The following is a 15,745-nucleotide window of genomic DNA, read 5'->3' as shown; positions in this document are numbered from 1 at the left end:
CCCCGGCCCCGGGATTTGACAGCAAAGATCACCTGGCGCCGATGAAGCAAGGCGTTCCAGAACCACTCCCAGGAGGACCCCAGTGGCGAAGGCGAAGTTCGAGCGGACTAAGCCGCACGTCAACATCGGCACCATCGGTCACATCGACCACGGTAAGACGACCCTCACGGCCGCCATTACCAAGGTGCTGCACGACGCGTACCCGGACCTGAACGAGGCCTCGGCCTTCGACCAGATCGACAAGGCTCCTGAGGAGCGCCAGCGCGGTATCACCATCTCCATCGCGCACGTCGAGTACCAGACCGAGACGCGTCACTACGCCCACGTCGACTGCCCCGGTCACGCGGACTACATCAAGAACATGATCACGGGTGCGGCGCAGATGGACGGCGCCATCCTCGTCGTCGCCGCCACCGACGGCCCGATGCCGCAGACCAAGGAGCACGTGCTCCTGGCCCGCCAGGTCGGCGTTCCGTACATCGTCGTCGCCCTGAACAAGGCCGACATGGTGGACGACGAGGAGATCCTGGAGCTCGTCGAGCTCGAGGTCCGTGAGCTCCTCTCCGAGTACGAGTTCCCGGGCGACGACCTGCCGGTCGTCAAGGTCTCGGCGCTCAAGGCCCTCGAGGGCGACCCGGAGTGGGCGAAGACCGTCCTGGAGCTCATGGCCGCGGTCGACGAGTCGATCCCGACCCCCGAGCGTGACGTCGACAAGCCGTTCCTCATGCCCGTCGAGGACGTCTTCACGATCACCGGTCGCGGTACGGTCGTCACCGGCCGTATCGAGCGTGGTGTCCTGAAGGTCAACGAGACCGTCGACATCATCGGCATCAAGCAGGACAAGACCACCACCACGGTCACCGGCATCGAGATGTTCCGCAAGCTGCTCGACGAGGGCCAGGCCGGTGAGAACGTCGGTCTGCTGCTTCGTGGCATCAAGCGCGAGGACGTCGAGCGCGGCCAGGTCATCATCAAGCCGGGTTCGGTCACGCCGCACACCGAGTTCGAGGCCCAGGCCTACATCCTGTCGAAGGACGAGGGTGGCCGTCACACCCCCTTCTTCAACAACTACCGTCCGCAGTTCTACTTCCGTACGACGGACGTGACCGGCGTCGTGACCCTCCCCGAGGGCACCGAGATGGTCATGCCGGGTGACAACACCGAGATGAAGGTGGAGCTCATCCAGCCCGTCGCCATGGAAGAGGGCCTGAAGTTCGCCATCCGCGAGGGTGGCCGGACGGTCGGCGCCGGCCAGGTCACCAAGATCAACAAGTAAGTCCGTTGATCGACCTGGTAGCTCCAGCCTGAGCTGAGCAACCTGAGAGGGCCCGTACGACTCCGGTCGTACGGGCCCTCTCGCCGTAGCGGGCTCGGACGAGGGCGGTCGCGCCACGGGAGGCGCAACCGTCGCTACGGGGATCACTGGGCCGGTGAGACCAAGGGGGGCGCTCGTAGCCGGCGCAGGGCGCGCACGGATCACTCGCGGGCCTCCGCCGGCGATGTGCGGATCTCGGCCCAGACCGTCTTGCGCGGCCAGCGCCCCTCACTCACTCCCCACCGGTCGGCGAGTGCGTCCACGAGGTGCAGCCCGCGGCCGGACACCGTGACTCCAAGGCCACGGCGGGCACGTCTTCCAGGTCGCCGCAGCGGGACGGAGTTCGTGGCCCACGCGTCAGGCGGAGACCATCGCGGCCAGTAGGACCAGGAGCCCCACCGGAAAGAACGTGATCAGCAGCGCCGCGCCGGCCGCCAGGATACGGGGCATCCGCAGCGAGAGACGGTGCGGCAGGACCCAGGCGAGGGCGTACAGGGCCATGGCCGTGTAGATCATGCCGCCGTACTGCCCCATGCCGTCGTGATCCAAGGTGACGGCGTACTCCATCGCGAGAACCGGCAGCCCGAACACGGAGGCCACGAAGGGGGCTCGCCACCACGTCTTGTGGGGCTCAGGGAGGCAGGTCGGCAGGGGCTCCGTCTTGGTCATGGCTCCACTCCACCAGCGCCGTGCGTCCGACGCATCCGAACACGTACGTCCGCGACGTAGGTACGGGTACTCAACTGGCTCTGCGAGGAACGCGCTACGGTACATGCCAAGTTTGCAGTGACAACGGGGACAAGGGGAGACACGCGTGGCGTGGGACGAGTGGGAGCAGCTCAAGAGCGCGGCGGCTGAGCGGCACGGGACCCGGATGCAGCTCAACCACGTTCCGCTCGACCCGGGTGGCAGCGGCGGCACGCTGGTCTCGAACAAGCCGGCCTGGTCCAAGGCCGGCAGTGACGTCGGCTCGATCCGTGAGGACCTCAGCAAGGTGGGGGTCGAGCTGGCGGACGGTCAGAAGGGTCTCGGTGAGGATGCCGGCTGTATGACGGCGGCGTCGCAGAAGGCCGTTCACGAGTCCTGGGAGAAGTACGTCAAGAACGTCAGCGGGCGCTGCGGGAAACTCTCCAGCCTGCTGGAGAAGGTGGGCAACGACCAGCTGAAGACGGACGAGGCGATCGAGGCCGAGATCGGCAACTTGAGGGTGCAGTACGCCGATACGGCGGTGCTCGGCGGCCAGGACGACGGGCGGTTCTAGGCGTCATGGAACTCGCAACGCTGAAGGCCCTCAAGCCGACCGAGTACTCCGAGGCGGCGGACGGTTACCGCAGCACGTCTGACATGGCGAGTGCGGCCAAGGACCGTATCGAGAACCAGATCGTGGTGGCGATGAGGAACTCGCTGAAGGGCGAGGCCGCGACGGCTGCGATCAAGGAACTGGGGGAGTTGGGCAAGAACTTCCACTACATCCAGGTCGAATGCGGTCTCGTCAGTACGGCTCTGGAGGCGTTCTCCTACGAGGTGGGCGCGGCCAGGAGAAAGCTCGACGCGGCCCTCGACGGTGCGCAGGCCGCGAACCTGACGGTGAACGCCGACGGTTCGATCACGTATCCGGCGGGCGGGGAGAAAGGCGAGGACGGCAAGATCCCCGACGGCGGAACGGTGGGCGGGTTGACGGACGGCACGGCCGCCGCGATCGGCCGTCAGTCGGCCAATGTCGACCCCAACCCCAACCACCGCCTCGCCCAGGACTACGCCGACCAGATCGCCGCCGCCCTGAAGGAGGCCACGGAGGCCGATGAGAAGTGGGCACCGAAGCTGCTCGCGCTGAAGGCGGACGACGACCTGACCGTCTCCGACGGCGACTGGTCCGACGCGTCCTCCGACACGAGCGGGGTCCGCGACGCGGGCAAGAAGTACCTCGACTCACTGCCCCAGCCGCCCAAGGACGGACTTCCGAAGGACAACGCGGAGTGGTGGAACGGGCTTTCCCCAGAGGAACAAGCCGCATGGATCTCCATGCGCCCCGACGCCGTGGGCGCGCTCGACGGCGTGCCCGCCACGGTCCGCGACGAGGCCAACCGCATTGTGTTCGACGAGACGCGGGGCGCGATGCGGACAGAGCTGAACTCGATCCCGAGCCCGCCCCTGAATGAGTGGACCTACATCACCGCCGGTGGCTACCCGTCCAAGGTGCACACCGATGAATGGATGGAGTGGTACAACAAATACGGCGAGCGGTACGACCATCTGAACAAGTCCCTCAAGGGTATAAACGCCATTCAGAAACGCTTCGATTCGACCGGCACGAATGGACTGCCTGAGGCTTACTTGCTGGGGTTCAGTGCCGATAAAGACGGCCGAGCGATCGTTGCCAACGGAAACCCGGACACCGCGGATCACACGGCGGTCTATGTGCCGGGTACCACGTCGGACCTGCCCGGCATCGAGGGGAACATGAACCGGATGGAAAACGTTTGGCGTGCTGCCCACGACGAAGCCGACGGAAAAAGCGTGTCCACCATCACTTGGCTCGGCTATGACGCACCTGACGACGTGGTCAAGGATGCGCCGTTCGAACACTACGCGTACGACGGCGCTCCGGCTTTCCGGAATTTCATGGACGGACTCGACGCATCCCATTCCGGTGCTGCACCGTCGCATACCACCGTGATCGCCCACTCGTACGGGACGACTCTCGTCGGTGCCGCAGCTGAGACGGGTCACCTCAACGCCGACGACGTCATCTTGGCGGGCAGTCCTGGAGTCAAGGTGTCCAGCGCGGAGGAAATGGACGTCCCCAAGGGACATGTGTGGAACGAGGAGGCCGAGGGAGACGTGGTTCCGGACATCGGTCGTTTGCGCCACAGCGGGCGCGACTTCGTCATCCCCAGCGATCCAGAATTCGGTGCCAACCAGATGACCACGGATACCGAGGGACACAGTGGCTATTGGGACAGGGACGCAGACTCGGGCACGAGTTCGCAGAGTTTGAAGAATCAGGCTCTGGTTGTTGTCGGGAAGGGCGATGACGCGACACTGAAGCCGCCACCGGACCCGTGGGCGCACGTGAAGTAGACAAGCCGGCAACCCTGCCCATGGAGTAAGGCCCCTGACGTGAAGACCAAACTCAGCGCTCCCCTGCTTGCCGTTCCATTCGCCCTCACTATTCTCACCGGATGCAGCATGACTGACAGTGATTCCGATGAAATTCCGTCCGCCGGCACAAGCACTTCGTCTGACGCCTCCGACGTGATGGAAAAGGTTTCCAGTGGCATCTACGACCTGATCGGTGTCAGGGGTAAGACGTCCGACACCCGGCCGGGAGTCATGGACTGTTCGGATAAGGACGCGAAGACCTATTTCCGGGTGTTCCATCCCTGGAGTTTCTACCCTGCCTCGGCGAGTGACCTCTCTGTCGCGATGGAGCGGCTCAAGACGGAACTGCCGAAAAAGGGATGGAAGATCGTCAGTCATGGCCCGGACACCAGTAAGAACAAGAACATCACCCTGATCGCTGACAACGACAAGCTGAAGGTGGGTGTGCACATCGTTCAGATGGCGAAGAACGATCCGCCAAAGCTGAGCCTGGACCTCGTCTCCGGCTGTTACAAGGTCCCCGATGGTGAGGAGGTCGAACGCTTCTGATGTCGGGCGTGAGGGTGCTCGTCGGCGTGAGAGGCATGATCGCTGTATCCGCTCTCGCCTGGCGGCCGGCTACTCGCCCCTTCAGGAAAGTGAGAGTTCATCGACTACGAGCCGAAGCCCCGGTCCACCGAAACGGTAAAGGCCGAAATCTCGGTACATTCCAGTCGGATCCTCGATGCCACGAGCGTCCAGAGCAGGATCACGACATCGCGGGTGCGGGGTTCTCGGTGGCGCAGACTGGACCCGCCGACGCCCGGATGGTGGAACGGCTCGGGCCGCCCGGGATCCTGATCGGGGCCGCGCGGGCGCCTCGTTCGCGCAGACTCTCCGCACCCTGCGTTTGACCTGCGTCACGCCCGGGGTATTGTCTCCGGCTCGATTGGCCAGGGCGCTGCCCCATATGGCAGACTGTCGGAGTTGCTCGGTCGAGTGTTGATGCTGTGCGCCTCCCGCCGGGAGGACCGGAAGCGAGTCCCACAGTACTCGTCGCCCTAACTGCCTGATGGCAGCGCTGGGGCGGACGTACGGGAATCTTTCGGGAAGCGCAGTGCGGCACCGGCCAGGCGCCCGGTGGGCCTTCCGCCCCCGGCTTGCGGTTCCGGTAGGGCCGTGTGCATTCCGCAGGGATGTTCGAACAAGGGACATCTGTGTCAGCGGGAGAGCGACACGCCCGACCGCGTGGGTCGGAGGAGAAGGTGAAATGGAACATCGGGTTCCGGAGCGGACAAAGAGACAGGACTACTGAGTAGCCATGGCGGGACAGAAGATCCGCATCCGGCTCAAGGCCTACGACCACGAGGTCATCGACTCCTCGGCGAAGAAGATCGTCGAGACGGTGACCCGCACTGGTGCGTCGGTCGCGGGCCCGGTGCCGCTGCCCACTGAGAAGAACGTGTACTGCGTCATCAAGTCGCCGCACAAGTACAAGGACTCGCGCGAGCACTTCGAGATGCGCACGCACAAGCGCCTGATCGACATTCTCGACCCGACTCCCAAGACCGTTGACTCTCTGATGCGACTCGACCTCCCGGCCGGTGTCGACATCGAGATCAAGCTCTGAGGCCGGTGATCTGAGATATGACCAAGCAGATCAAGGGCATCCTGGGCGAGAAGCTCGGCATGACGCAGGTGTGGGACGAGAACAACCGCGTTGTTCCGGTCACCGTCGTCAAGGCCAGCCCCAACGTCGTCACCCAGGTCCGTACGAACGACAGCGACGGCTACGAGTCCGTCCAGATCGCCTTCGGCGAGATCGACCCGCGCAAGGTGAACAAGCCCCTCAAGGGTCACTTCGCCAAGGCCGACGTCACTCCCCGTCGCCACCTCGTCGAGATCCGCACCGCGGACGCCTCCGAGTACACGCTGGGCCAGGAGATCACCGCTGAGGTGTTCGAGGCCGGCGTGAAGGTCGACGTGACCGGCAAGAGCAAGGGCAAGGGCTTCGCCGGTGTCATGAAGCGTCACAACTTCAAGGGCCTCGGCGCCGGACACGGCACCCAGCGCAAGCACCGCTCGCCCGGTTCCATCGGTGGCTGCGCCACCCCGGGCCGCGTGTTCAAGGGCCTCCGCATGGCGGGTCGCATGGGCAACGAGCGTGTCACCACCCAGAACCTGACCGTCCACGCCGTTGACGCGGAGAAGGGTCTGCTGCTCATCAAGGGCGCTGTCCCCGGTCCGAACGGCGGCCTCGTCCTGGTCCGCACCGCGGCCAAGGGGGCCTGAGGTAACCGATGAGCACTGTTGACATCCTTTCGCCTGCAGGCGAGAAGACCGGTAGCGTCGAGCTCCCCGCGGAGATCTTCGGCGTGGAGAAGGTCAGCATCCCGCTGATCCACCAGGTCGTCGTCGCGCAGAACGCGGCTGCCCGTCAGGGCACGCACAAGACCAAGACCCGTGGCGAGGTTCGCGGTGGCGGTAAGAAGCCTTACCGTCAGAAGGGCACCGGCCGTGCGCGCCAGGGCTCGACCCGCGCGCCGCAGTTCGCCGGCGGTGGCGTCGTCCACGGCCCGCAGCCGCGTGACTACTCGCAGCGGACCCCGAAGAAGATGAAGGCTGCCGCTCTGCGTCACGCCCTCACCGACCGGGCCCGCCACAACCGCATTCACGTCGTCACCGGCGTGATCGAGGGCGAGGCTCCCTCCACCAAGGCCGCTCGCACGCTGTTCGGCAAGATCTCGGAGCGCAAGAACCTGCTCCTGGTCGTCGACCGCGCCGACGAGGCCGCGTGGCTGTCCGCCCGCAACCTGCCCCAGGTGCACATCCTGGAGCCGGGCCAGCTGAACACGTACGACGTGATCGTCTCGGACGACGTGGTCTTCACCCAGGCCGCTCTTGAGTCCTTCGTGTCCGGCCCGAACAAGGCCAACGACACCGAAGGGAGTGACGCCTGATGGCTACGCGTCACCCGAGCATCGCCTCCAAGGCGGCCAAGGCCGCCAAGGCCGCCCGCGTCGCCAAGGCGAAGCGTCACGAGGCCGAGGGCAAGAACACCGTCGTCACCGCGCCCAGCAAGGCGTACACGGACCCCCGTGACGTGCTGCTGAAGCCGGTCGTGTCGGAGAAGAGCTACGCGCTCCTCGACGAGAACAAGTACACGTTCATCGTCGACCCGAACGCCAACAAGACCCAGATCAAGCAGGCCGTCCAGGCGGTCTTCTCGGTCAAGGTCACCGGGGTCAACACGATCAACCGCATCGGTAAGCGCAAGCGCACCAAGACCGGTTTCGGTCAGCGTGCCGGCACGAAGCGCGCGATCGTGACCCTTGCTGAGGGCGACCGTATCGACATCTTCGGCGGTCCGACCGCCTGAGGGCGGTCTGGATCGTCCGATATCGGACGAGGACTGAATAATGGGAATCCGCAAGTACAAGCCGACTACGCCGGGCCGTCGTGGCTCCAGCGTCGCCGACTTCGTCGAGGTCACGCGGTCCACGCCGGAGAAGTCGCTGGTCCGCCCGCTGCACAGCAAGGGCGGCCGTAACAACGCCGGTCGTGTGACCGTTCGCCACCAGGGTGGCGGACACAAGCGCGCCTACCGAGTGATCGACTTCCGTCGTCACGACAAGGACGGCGTGCCGGCGAAGGTCGCGCACATCGAGTACGACCCCAACCGCACCGCGCGCATCGCGCTGCTGCACTACGCCGACGGTGAGAAGCGCTACATCCTCGCCCCGCGCAACCTGCAGCAGGGCGACCGCGTCGAGAACGGTCCCGGGGCCGACATCAAGCCGGGCAACAACCTGGCGATCCGCAACATCCCGGTCGGTACCACGATCCACGCGATCGAGATCCGTCCGGGTGGCGGCGCCAAGTTCGCCCGCTCCGCCGGTGCCTCCGTGCAGCTGCTCGCGAAGGAGGGCACCATGGCCCACCTCCGCATGCCGTCCGGTGAGATCCGCCTGGTCGACCAGCGCTGCCGCGCCACGGTCGGCGAGGTCGGCAACGCCGAGCAGAGCAACATCAACTGGGGCAAGGCCGGCCGCAAGCGCTGGCTGGGCGTCCGCCCGACCGTTCGCGGTGTGGCGATGAACCCGGTTGACCACCCCCACGGTGGTGGTGAGGGCAAGACCTCCGGTGGTCGCCACCCGGTCAGCCCCTGGGGTCAGAAGGAGGGTCGTACTCGTTCGCCGAAGAAGGCTTCGAACAAGTACATCGTCCGCCGCCGCAAGACGAACAAGAAGCGCTAGGAGCGGGTTTAGATGCCGCGCAGTCTCAAGAAGGGGCCCTTCGTCGACGGACACCTCGTGAAGAAGGTGGACGCCCAGAACGAAGCCGGTTCCAAGAACGTCATCAAGACCTGGTCCCGTCGCTCGATGATCATTCCCAGCATGCTGGGTCACACGATCGCGGTGCACAACGGCAAGACCCACATTCCGGTGTTTGTCACCGAGTCGATGGTCGGCCACAAGCTCGGCGAGTTCTCGCCGACGCGCACCTTCCGGGGTCACGTCAAGGACGACCGGAAGTCGAAGCGCCGCTAACAGCGGGGTGGAATGACCATGACAGACACTGGAAGGACAACCATGGAAGCCAGGGCCCAGGCGCGGTACATCCGCGTCACGCCCATGAAGGCCCGCCGGGTGGTGGACCTTATCCGTGGCATGGACGCCACGGAGGCTCAGGCGGTCCTGCGTTTCGCCCCGCAGGCCGCGAGCGTGCCGGTCGGCAAGGTGCTGGACAGCGCCATTGCCAACGCCGCGCACAACTACGACCACACTGACGCCGACAGCCTCTTCATCTCCGAGGCGTACGTCGACGAGGGCCCGACCCTGAAGCGGTTCCGTCCGCGTGCCCAGGGCCGCGCCTACCGGATCCGCAAGCGGACCAGCCACATCACCGTGGTCGTCAGCAGCAAGGAAGGGACCCGGTAATGGGCCAGAAGGTTAACCCGCATGGGTTCCGGCTCGGCATCACCACGGACTTCAAGTCCCGCTGGTACGCCGACAAGTCGTACAAGGAATACGTCGGCGAGGACGTCGCCATCCGTCGGATGATGACGTCCGGCATGGAGCGCGCCGGTATCTCGAAGGTGGAGATCGAGCGCACCCGTGACCGCGTCCGCGTCGACATCCACACCGCGCGTCCGGGCATCGTCATCGGCCGCCGCGGCGCCGAGGCCGACCGTATCCGCGGCGACCTGGAGAAGCTGACCAAGAAGCAGGTCCAGCTGAACATCCTCGAGGTGAAGAACCCCGAGGTCGACGCTCAGCTGGTGGCCCAGGCCGTCGCCGAGCAGCTCTCCTCCCGCGTCTCCTTCCGTCGCGCCATGCGTAAGAGCATGCAGTCGGCGATGAAGGCGGGCGCCAAGGGCATCAAGATCCAGTGCGGTGGCCGCCTCGGCGGCGCCGAGATGTCCCGCTCGGAGTTCTACCGCGAGGGCCGCGTGCCCCTGCACACGCTCCGCGCGAACGTGGACTACGGCTTCTTCGAGGCCAAGACGACCTTCGGCCGCATCGGTGTGAAGGTCTGGATCTACAAGGGCGACGTCAAGAACATCGCCGAGGTCCGCGCCGAGAACGCCGCAGCCCGCGCCGGCAACCGCCCGGCCCGTGGTGGCGGCGGCGCCGACCGCCCGGCCCGTGGTGGCCGTGGCGGCGAGCGTGGCGGTCGCGGTCGTAAGCCGCAGCAGGCTCCCGCTGCCGAGGCCCCCAAGGCCGAGGCTCCGGCGGCTGCCGCTCCGGCTGAGAGCACCGGAACGGAGGCCTGACCGACATGCTGATCCCCCGTAGGGTCAAGCACCGCAAGCAGCACCACCCGAAGCGCCGTGGTCAGGCCAAGGGCGGTACGACGGTCTCGTTCGGCGAGTACGGCATTCAGGCCCTCACGCCGGCGTACGTGACCAACCGCCAGATCGAGGCGGCCCGTATCGCGATGACCCGCCACATCAAGCGTGGCGGCAAGGTCTGGATCAACATCTACCCGGACCGCCCGCTCACGAAGAAGCCTGCCGAGACCCGCATGGGTTCCGGTAAGGGTTCTCCCGAGTGGTGGATCGCGAACGTGCACCCGGGACGGGTCATGTTCGAGCTGTCCTACCCCAACGAGAAGATCGCCCGTGAGGCCCTCACTCGCGCAGCCCACAAGCTGCCGATGAAGTGCCGGATCGTCAAGCGCGAGGCAGGTGAAGCGTGATGTCGGCCGGTACCAAGGCGTCCGAGCTGCGCGAACTGGGTGACGAGGAGCTTCTGGCGAAGCTCCGCGAAGCCAAGGAAGAGCTGTTCAACCTCCGCTTCCAGGCGGCGACGGGCCAGCTCGAGAACCACGGCCGGCTCAAGGCCGTCCGTAAGGACATCGCGCGGATCTACACCCTGATGCGTGAGCGCGAGCTGGGCATCGAGACGGTGGAGAGCGCCTGATGAGCGAGAACAACGTGACTGAGCAGAACACCGAGGCCCGTGGCTTCCGCAAGACCCGTGAGGGTCTGGTCGTCAGCGACAAGATGGACAAGACCGTCGTCGTCGCCGTCGAGGACCGTGTGAAGCACGCGCTGTACGGCAAGGTCATCCGCCGTACGAACAAGCTCAAGGCTCACGACGAGCAGAACGCCGCGGGCGTCGGCGACCGTGTCCTCCTCGCGGAGACCCGGCCGCTGTCCGCGACGAAGCGCTGGCGCGTCGTCGAGATCCTCGAGAAGGCCAAGTAATTCTCCTGCGGCCCTAACACACATAGGGGCCCCGCAGGACAGTTCCGCCAGGCTCGGCAGGGGCTCACCTCGTGACGAGGCGGCCCCTGCCGGGAACCGGCAGACAAACAGGAGATAGACGTGATCCAGCAGGAGTCGCGACTGCGTGTCGCCGACAACACTGGTGCGAAGGAAATCCTTTGCATCCGTGTGCTCGGTGGCTCCGGTCGCCGCTACGCGGGCATCGGTGACGTCATCGTCGCCACCGTCAAGGACGCGATCCCCGGTGGCAACGTGAAGAAGGGTGACGTCGTCAAGGCGGTCATCGTTCGCACCGTCAAGGAGCGCCGCCGTCCGGACGGCTCGTACATCCGCTTCGACGAGAACGCCGCCGTCATTCTGAAGAACGACGGCGACCCTCGCGGCACCCGCATCTTCGGCCCGGTCGGGCGCGAGCTGCGCGAGAAGAAGTTCATGAAGATCATCTCGCTGGCTCCGGAGGTGCTGTAAGCATGAAGATCAAGAAGGGCGACCTGGTCCAGGTCATCACCGGTAAGGACAAGGGCAAGCAGGGCAAGGTCATCGCGGCCTTCCCCCGTGAGGACCGCGTCCTGGTCGAGGGTGTCAACCGGGTCAAGAAGCACACGAAGGCCGGTCCGACCGCCAAGGGCTCGCAGGCCGGCGGCATCGTGACCACCGAGGCCCCGATCCACGTGTCCAACGTTCAGCTGGTCGTGGAGAAGGACGGCAACAAGGTCGTCACGCGCGTCGGTTACCGCTTCGACGACGAGGGCAACAAGATCCGCGTTGCCAAGCGGACGGGTGAGGACATCTGATGGCTACCACCACCACTCCGCGTCTGAAGACGAAGTACCGCGAGGAGATCGCGGGCAAGCTGCGTGAGGAGTTCTCCTACGAGAACGTCATGCAGATCCCCGGCCTCGTCAAGATCGTGGTCAACATGGGTGTGGGCGACGCCGCCCGCGACTCCAAGCTGATCGAGGGCGCCATCCGCGACCTCACCACGATCACCGGTCAGAAGCCGGCCGTCACCAAGGCCCGCAAGTCCATCGCGCAGTTCAAGCTGCGCGAGGGTCAGCCGATCGGTGCCCACGTCACGCTTCGTGGCGACCGCATGTGGGAGTTCCTGGACCGCACCCTGTCGCTCGCGCTCCCGCGCATCCGCGACTTCCGTGGTCTGTCCCCCAAGCAGTTCGACGGCCGTGGCAACTACACCTTCGGTCTCACGGAGCAGGTCATGTTCCACGAGATCGACCAGGACAAGATCGACCGTGTCCGGGGTATGGACATCACCGTGGTCACCACGGCGACCAACGACGCTGAGGGCCGTGCGCTCCTTCGTCACCTCGGCTTCCCCTTCAAGGAGGCGTGAGCGAGATGGCGAAGAAGGCTCTGATCGCAAAGGCTGCTCGTAAGCCCAAGTTCGCTGTGCGCGCGTACAACCGCTGCCAGCGTTGCGGCCGTCCCCACTCCGTGTACCGCAAGTTCGGCCTCTGCCGTGTGTGCCTTCGTGAGATGGCTCACCGTGGCGAGCTGCCGGGCGTGACCAAGAGCTCCTGGTAAAACCCCTTTTAGGGTTTCCAGAGGCTCTCGGTAAGCAATGGGCGTGTCAGGTGCCCACCCCTTCATGGCTTAGGCTGGGAGGGTTGGGCGCCCTGACGGTCGCCCGTACGACTTACTACGCCGTAGGTCCACCGCGCCGCACCCGTCCCGTCTCGGATCGGGGAGAGGGATGGCGCACCAGGAAACCCCGGCGAGAGAGGCCACAGGCCAATTCATGACCATGACTGATCCGATCGCAGACATGCTGACGCGTCTGCGGAACGCGAACTCGGCGTACCACGACTCCGTGACGATGCCGGCATCGAAGATCAAGTCTCACATCGCGGAGATCCTCCAGCAGGAGGGCTTCATCACGGGCTGGAAGGTCGAGGACGCCGAGGTCGGCAAGAACCTCACCCTCGAGCTCAAGTTCGGCCCGAACCGTGAGCGCTCCATCGCGGGCATCAAGCGGATCTCCAAGCCCGGTCTCCGGGTTTACGCGAAGTCCACCTCCCTGCCCAAGGTGCTCGGTGGCCTCGGCGTGGCGATCATCTCCACGTCGCACGGTCTCCTCACCGACAAGCAGGCCGGCAAGAAGGGCGTAGGCGGAGAAGTTCTCGCCTACGTCTGGTAGCGGAAGGGAACGGAGGAAACAGCTATGTCGCGCATTGGCAAGCTCCCCATCACGGTTCCCGCCGGCGTGGACGTCACCATCGACGGCCAGACGGTTTCGGTCAAGGGCCCCAAGGGCTCGCTGACCCACACCGTCGTTTCGCCGATCGAGATCGCCAAGGCTGAGGACGGCGTCCTGAACGTCACTCGCCCCAACGACGAGCGTCAGAGCAAGGCCCTGCACGGCCTGTCCCGCACGCTGGTGGCGAACATGATCACCGGCGTGACCGAGGGTTACGTGAAGAAGCTCGAGATCAGTGGTGTCGGTTACCGCGTGACCGCGAAGGGCTCGAACCTCGAGTTCGCGCTCGGTTACAGCCACCCGATCACCGTCGAGGCGCCCGAGGGCATCACCTTCAAGGTGGAGACCCCGACCCGCTTCCAGGTCGAGGGCATCGACAAGCAGAAGGTCGGCGAGGTTGCGGCCAACATCCGCAAGCTGCGCAAGCCCGACCCGTACAAGGCCAAGGGCGTCAAGTACGAGGGCGAAGTCATCCGCCGCAAGGTCGGAAAGGCGGGTAAGTAAGCCATGGCATACGGACAGAAGATCCTCAAGGGCGACGCTTACAAGCGTGCCGCGATCAAGCGTCGCCACATCCGGATCCGTAAGCACATCTCGGGTACGGCGGAGCGTCCGCGCCTGGTCGTGACGCGCTCCAACCGCCACATCGTGGCTCAGGTCATCGACGACATCAAGGGTCACACCCTGGCGTCGGCGTCGACCCTGGACACCACGATCCGCGGTGGTGAGGCCGACAAGTCCTCGCAGGCCAAGCAGGTCGGCGCCCTGGTCGCCGAGCGCGCCAAGGCTGCCGGTGTCGAGGCTGTCGTGTTCGACCGTGGTGGTAACCAGTACGCCGGGCGCATCGCCGCCCTGGCGGACGCCGCCCGCGAAGCCGGACTCAAGTTCTGAGTCGGTTCCGTAGCTAGCGGAAACAGAGAGAGGTAATTCCAATGGCTGGACCCCAGCGCCGCGGTGGCGGTGCCGGTGGCGGCGAGCGGCGGGACCGGAAGGGCCGTGACGGCGGCGCTGCTGCCGCCGAGAAGACCGCGTACGTTGAGCGCGTCGTCGCGATCAACCGTGTCGCCAAGGTTGTGAAGGGTGGTCGTCGCTTCAGCTTCACCGCGCTGGTCGTGGTGGGCGACGGTGACGGCACCGTGGGTGTCGGATACGGCAAGGCCAAGGAGGTGCCGGCCGCCATCGCCAAGGGCGTTGAGGAGGCCAAGAAGCACTTCTTCAAGGTCCCGCGTATCCAGGGCACCATCCCGCACCCGATCACGGGCGAGAAGGCTGCGGGCGTCGTCCTGCTCAAGCCGGCTTCCCCCGGTACCGGCGTCATCGCCGGTGGCCCGGTGCGTGCCGTGCTCGAGTGCGCCGGCGTGCACGACATCCTGTCGAAGTCGCTCGGCTCGTCGAACGCGATCAACATCGTGCACGCGACCGTGGAGGCCCTGAAGGGCCTGCAGCGTCCCGAGGAGATCGCGGCTCGCCGTGGTCTGCCCCTCGAGGACGTCGCTCCCGCGGCTCTGCTTCGTGCGCGTGCCGGGGCTGGTGCTGCGTAATGGCTCAGCTCAAGATCACGCAGACGAAGTCGTACATCGGCAGCAAGCAGAACCACCGTGACACCCTGCGTTCGCTCGGGCTCAAGCGCCTGAACGACGTGGTCGTCAAGGAGGACCGCCCCGAGTTCCGCGGCATGGTGCACACCGTCCGCCACCTCGTGACGGTCGAGGAGGTCGACTGATCATGGCGGAGAACAACCCGCTCAAGATCCACAACCTCCGTCCCGCCCCGGGCGCCAAGACCGCGAAGACCCGTGTCGGTCGTGGTGAGGCGTCGAAGGGTAAGACGGCCGGTCGTGGTACCAAGGGCACGAAGGCCCGCTACCAGGTTCCGGAGCGCTTCGAGGGCGGGCAGATGCCCCTCCACATGCGTCTTCCGAAGCTGAAGGGCTTCAAGAACCCGTTCAAGACCGAGTTCCAGGTCGTGAACCTCGACAAGCTGGCCGCGCTGTACCCGGAGGGTGGCGAGGTCACCGTCGAGGGTCTCGTCGCCAAGGGCGCCGTTCGCAAGAACAGCCTTGTCAAGGTCCTGGGCCAGGGCGAGATCTCCGTGGCGCTGCAGGTGACGGTCGACGCCGTCTCCGGCTCCGCCAAGGAGAAGATCACCGCCGCCGGCGGTACCGTCACCGAGCTCATCTGATCACCTCAGGTGTCTCGATGACTTGATCGATCCCGACCGGGGATACCCCACAAATGGGGTATCCCCGGTTGGTCGTTCCTAGGGCGGGTGTGTCGCGGGTATGGTGACCAGCACTGCCCACTTTTCACAAGGTTCCCCCAAGAGGGCACCTTGAGCGGCAGTCGACCGTTACTCATGTCGTTGTCGTAAGTCGTTGTTCTTATTGGACCCTCAAGACCGT

At 65.5% G+C, this 15,745-nt stretch carries 26 protein-coding genes and 1 pseudogene; 25 read left to right on the top strand and 2 right to left on the bottom strand.

Annotation, left to right across the window (positions count from 1 at the left end; translation table 11 throughout):
• Nucleotides 1-82 precede the first annotated feature (82 nt).
• Nucleotides 83-1,276 carry an elongation factor Tu gene (gene tuf / locus C6376_RS05780; protein WP_057584687.1) on the top strand — a complete coding sequence of 398 codons (1,194 nt, stop codon included), beginning with the start codon at nt 83-85 and terminating at the stop codon, nt 1,274-1,276.
• A 200-nt stretch (nt 1,277-1,476) separates the two neighbouring features.
• Here tuf and C6376_RS43710 read toward each other — a convergent pair.
• Nucleotides 1,477-1,599: pseudogene (locus C6376_RS43710) on the bottom strand (ATP-binding protein); the annotation flags it as partial.
• A 73-nt stretch (nt 1,600-1,672) separates the two neighbouring features.
• Nucleotides 1,673-1,984: a hypothetical protein gene (locus C6376_RS05775; protein WP_107442415.1), complete on the bottom strand. Its 312-nt coding sequence runs from the start codon at nt 1,982-1,984 to the stop codon at nt 1,673-1,675.
• A gap of 145 nt (nt 1,985-2,129) precedes the next feature.
• On the opposite strand from C6376_RS05775, the gene C6376_RS05770 reads away from it, so the two are divergent.
• The 24 genes from C6376_RS05770 (at nt 2,130) to rplO (ending at nt 15,525) form a co-directional block, all read left to right on the top strand.
• Nucleotides 2,130-2,576, top strand: a complete 447-nt coding sequence (locus tag C6376_RS05770; protein WP_107442413.1) for a hypothetical protein — start codon at nt 2,130-2,132, stop codon at nt 2,574-2,576.
• 5 nt (nt 2,577-2,581) lie between these two features.
• Entirely contained in the window at nt 2,582-4,396 is a 1,815-nt protein-coding gene (locus C6376_RS05765; protein ID WP_107442412.1) for an alpha/beta hydrolase, read from the top strand.
• A gap of 39 nt (nt 4,397-4,435) precedes the next feature.
• Entirely contained in the window at nt 4,436-4,966 is a 531-nt protein-coding gene (locus C6376_RS05760) for a hypothetical protein (protein ID WP_107442410.1), read from the top strand.
• A 751-nt stretch (nt 4,967-5,717) separates the two neighbouring features.
• Nucleotides 5,718-6,026: a 30S ribosomal protein S10 gene (gene rpsJ, locus C6376_RS05755; protein ID WP_003948644.1), complete on the top strand. Its 309-nt coding sequence runs from the start codon at nt 5,718-5,720 to the stop codon at nt 6,024-6,026.
• Nucleotides 6,027-6,043: 17 nt separating this feature from the next.
• On the top strand, nt 6,044-6,688 hold the full coding sequence (rplC, locus tag C6376_RS05750; protein ID WP_057584680.1) for a 50S ribosomal protein L3: 645 nt from the start codon (nt 6,044-6,046) through the stop codon (nt 6,686-6,688).
• Between the two features lie 8 nt (nt 6,689-6,696).
• On the top strand, nt 6,697-7,356 hold the full coding sequence (rplD, locus tag C6376_RS05745; RefSeq protein WP_057584679.1) for a 50S ribosomal protein L4: 660 nt from the start codon (nt 6,697-6,699) through the stop codon (nt 7,354-7,356).
• Complete coding sequence (gene rplW, locus C6376_RS05740; RefSeq protein ID WP_057584678.1) at nt 7,356-7,775, top strand: 50S ribosomal protein L23; 420 nt, start codon at nt 7,356-7,358, stop codon at nt 7,773-7,775. The genes rplD and rplW overlap by 1 nt, the downstream gene beginning before the upstream one ends.
• Before the next feature lie 40 nt (nt 7,776-7,815).
• Nucleotides 7,816-8,652 (top strand): 50S ribosomal protein L2, encoded by an 837-nt coding sequence (gene rplB / locus C6376_RS05735; RefSeq protein WP_057584677.1) that lies wholly within the window; start codon nt 7,816-7,818, stop codon nt 8,650-8,652.
• Nucleotides 8,653-8,664: 12 nt separating this feature from the next.
• Nucleotides 8,665-8,946, top strand: coding sequence for a 30S ribosomal protein S19 (gene rpsS / locus C6376_RS05730; RefSeq protein WP_018528354.1), 282 nt, complete (start codon nt 8,665-8,667; stop codon nt 8,944-8,946).
• 42 nt (nt 8,947-8,988) lie between these two features.
• Nucleotides 8,989-9,336, top strand: coding sequence for a 50S ribosomal protein L22 (rplV, locus tag C6376_RS05725; protein ID WP_003974262.1), 348 nt, complete (start codon nt 8,989-8,991; stop codon nt 9,334-9,336).
• Nucleotides 9,336-10,172 carry a 30S ribosomal protein S3 gene (gene rpsC, locus C6376_RS05720; protein ID WP_057584676.1) on the top strand — a complete coding sequence of 279 codons (837 nt, stop codon included), beginning with the start codon at nt 9,336-9,338 and terminating at the stop codon, nt 10,170-10,172. The genes rplV and rpsC overlap by 1 nt, the downstream gene beginning before the upstream one ends.
• A 5-nt stretch (nt 10,173-10,177) precedes the next feature.
• A complete protein-coding gene (gene rplP, locus C6376_RS05715; RefSeq protein ID WP_006140905.1) occupies nt 10,178-10,597 on the top strand; it encodes a 50S ribosomal protein L16 in 420 nt (139 codons plus the stop codon).
• Complete coding sequence (gene rpmC / locus C6376_RS05710) at nt 10,597-10,821, top strand: 50S ribosomal protein L29 (RefSeq protein WP_003998824.1); 225 nt, start codon at nt 10,597-10,599, stop codon at nt 10,819-10,821. The genes rplP and rpmC overlap by 1 nt, the downstream gene beginning before the upstream one ends.
• On the top strand, nt 10,821-11,108 hold the full coding sequence (gene rpsQ, locus C6376_RS05705; protein WP_057584675.1) for a 30S ribosomal protein S17: 288 nt from the start codon (nt 10,821-10,823) through the stop codon (nt 11,106-11,108). The genes rpmC and rpsQ overlap by 1 nt, the downstream gene beginning before the upstream one ends.
• A 120-nt stretch (nt 11,109-11,228) precedes the next feature.
• Complete coding sequence (gene rplN, locus C6376_RS05700; RefSeq protein WP_003998823.1) at nt 11,229-11,597, top strand: 50S ribosomal protein L14; 369 nt, start codon at nt 11,229-11,231, stop codon at nt 11,595-11,597.
• A gap of 2 nt (nt 11,598-11,599) precedes the next feature.
• Nucleotides 11,600-11,923: a 50S ribosomal protein L24 gene (rplX, locus tag C6376_RS05695; protein ID WP_030039760.1), complete on the top strand. Its 324-nt coding sequence runs from the start codon at nt 11,600-11,602 to the stop codon at nt 11,921-11,923.
• Nucleotides 11,923-12,480: a 50S ribosomal protein L5 gene (gene rplE, locus C6376_RS05690; protein WP_030788262.1), complete on the top strand. Its 558-nt coding sequence runs from the start codon at nt 11,923-11,925 to the stop codon at nt 12,478-12,480. The genes rplX and rplE overlap by 1 nt, the downstream gene beginning before the upstream one ends.
• Nucleotides 12,481-12,485: 5 nt before the next feature.
• Nucleotides 12,486-12,671, top strand: a complete 186-nt coding sequence (locus C6376_RS05685) for a type Z 30S ribosomal protein S14 (RefSeq protein ID WP_030890724.1) — start codon at nt 12,486-12,488, stop codon at nt 12,669-12,671.
• Between the two features lie 214 nt (nt 12,672-12,885).
• Nucleotides 12,886-13,284 (top strand): 30S ribosomal protein S8, encoded by a 399-nt coding sequence (rpsH, locus tag C6376_RS05675; RefSeq protein WP_030788259.1) that lies wholly within the window; start codon nt 12,886-12,888, stop codon nt 13,282-13,284.
• 24 nt (nt 13,285-13,308) lie between these two features.
• The gene (gene rplF, locus C6376_RS05670) at nt 13,309-13,848 is read left to right on the top strand and encodes a 50S ribosomal protein L6 (RefSeq protein WP_057584674.1); all 540 of its coding nucleotides are present in this window, start codon (nt 13,309-13,311) and stop codon (nt 13,846-13,848) included.
• 3 nt (nt 13,849-13,851) lie between these two features.
• Entirely contained in the window at nt 13,852-14,235 is a 384-nt protein-coding gene (gene rplR, locus C6376_RS05665; protein ID WP_057584673.1) for a 50S ribosomal protein L18, read from the top strand.
• Between the two features lie 41 nt (nt 14,236-14,276).
• Complete coding sequence (rpsE, locus tag C6376_RS05660) at nt 14,277-14,885, top strand: 30S ribosomal protein S5 (protein ID WP_013001409.1); 609 nt, start codon at nt 14,277-14,279, stop codon at nt 14,883-14,885.
• Nucleotides 14,885-15,067 carry a 50S ribosomal protein L30 gene (gene rpmD / locus C6376_RS05655; protein WP_030788246.1) on the top strand — a complete coding sequence of 61 codons (183 nt, stop codon included), beginning with the start codon at nt 14,885-14,887 and terminating at the stop codon, nt 15,065-15,067. Before rpsE ends, rpmD begins: the two co-directional genes overlap by 1 nt.
• A gap of 2 nt (nt 15,068-15,069) precedes the next feature.
• Complete coding sequence (gene rplO / locus C6376_RS05650) at nt 15,070-15,525, top strand: 50S ribosomal protein L15 (RefSeq protein WP_057584672.1); 456 nt, start codon at nt 15,070-15,072, stop codon at nt 15,523-15,525.
• Nucleotides 15,526-15,745 lie beyond the last annotated feature (220 nt).

Origin of the sequence: Streptomyces sp. P3, assembly GCF_003032475.1 — a bacterium.
In the GTDB taxonomy this organism is placed as follows: Bacteria; Actinomycetota; Actinomycetes; order Streptomycetales; family Streptomycetaceae; genus Streptomyces.
The sequence above is the reverse complement of the archived record's forward strand: the minus strand, read 5'-3'. Positions and strand labels throughout refer to the sequence as shown.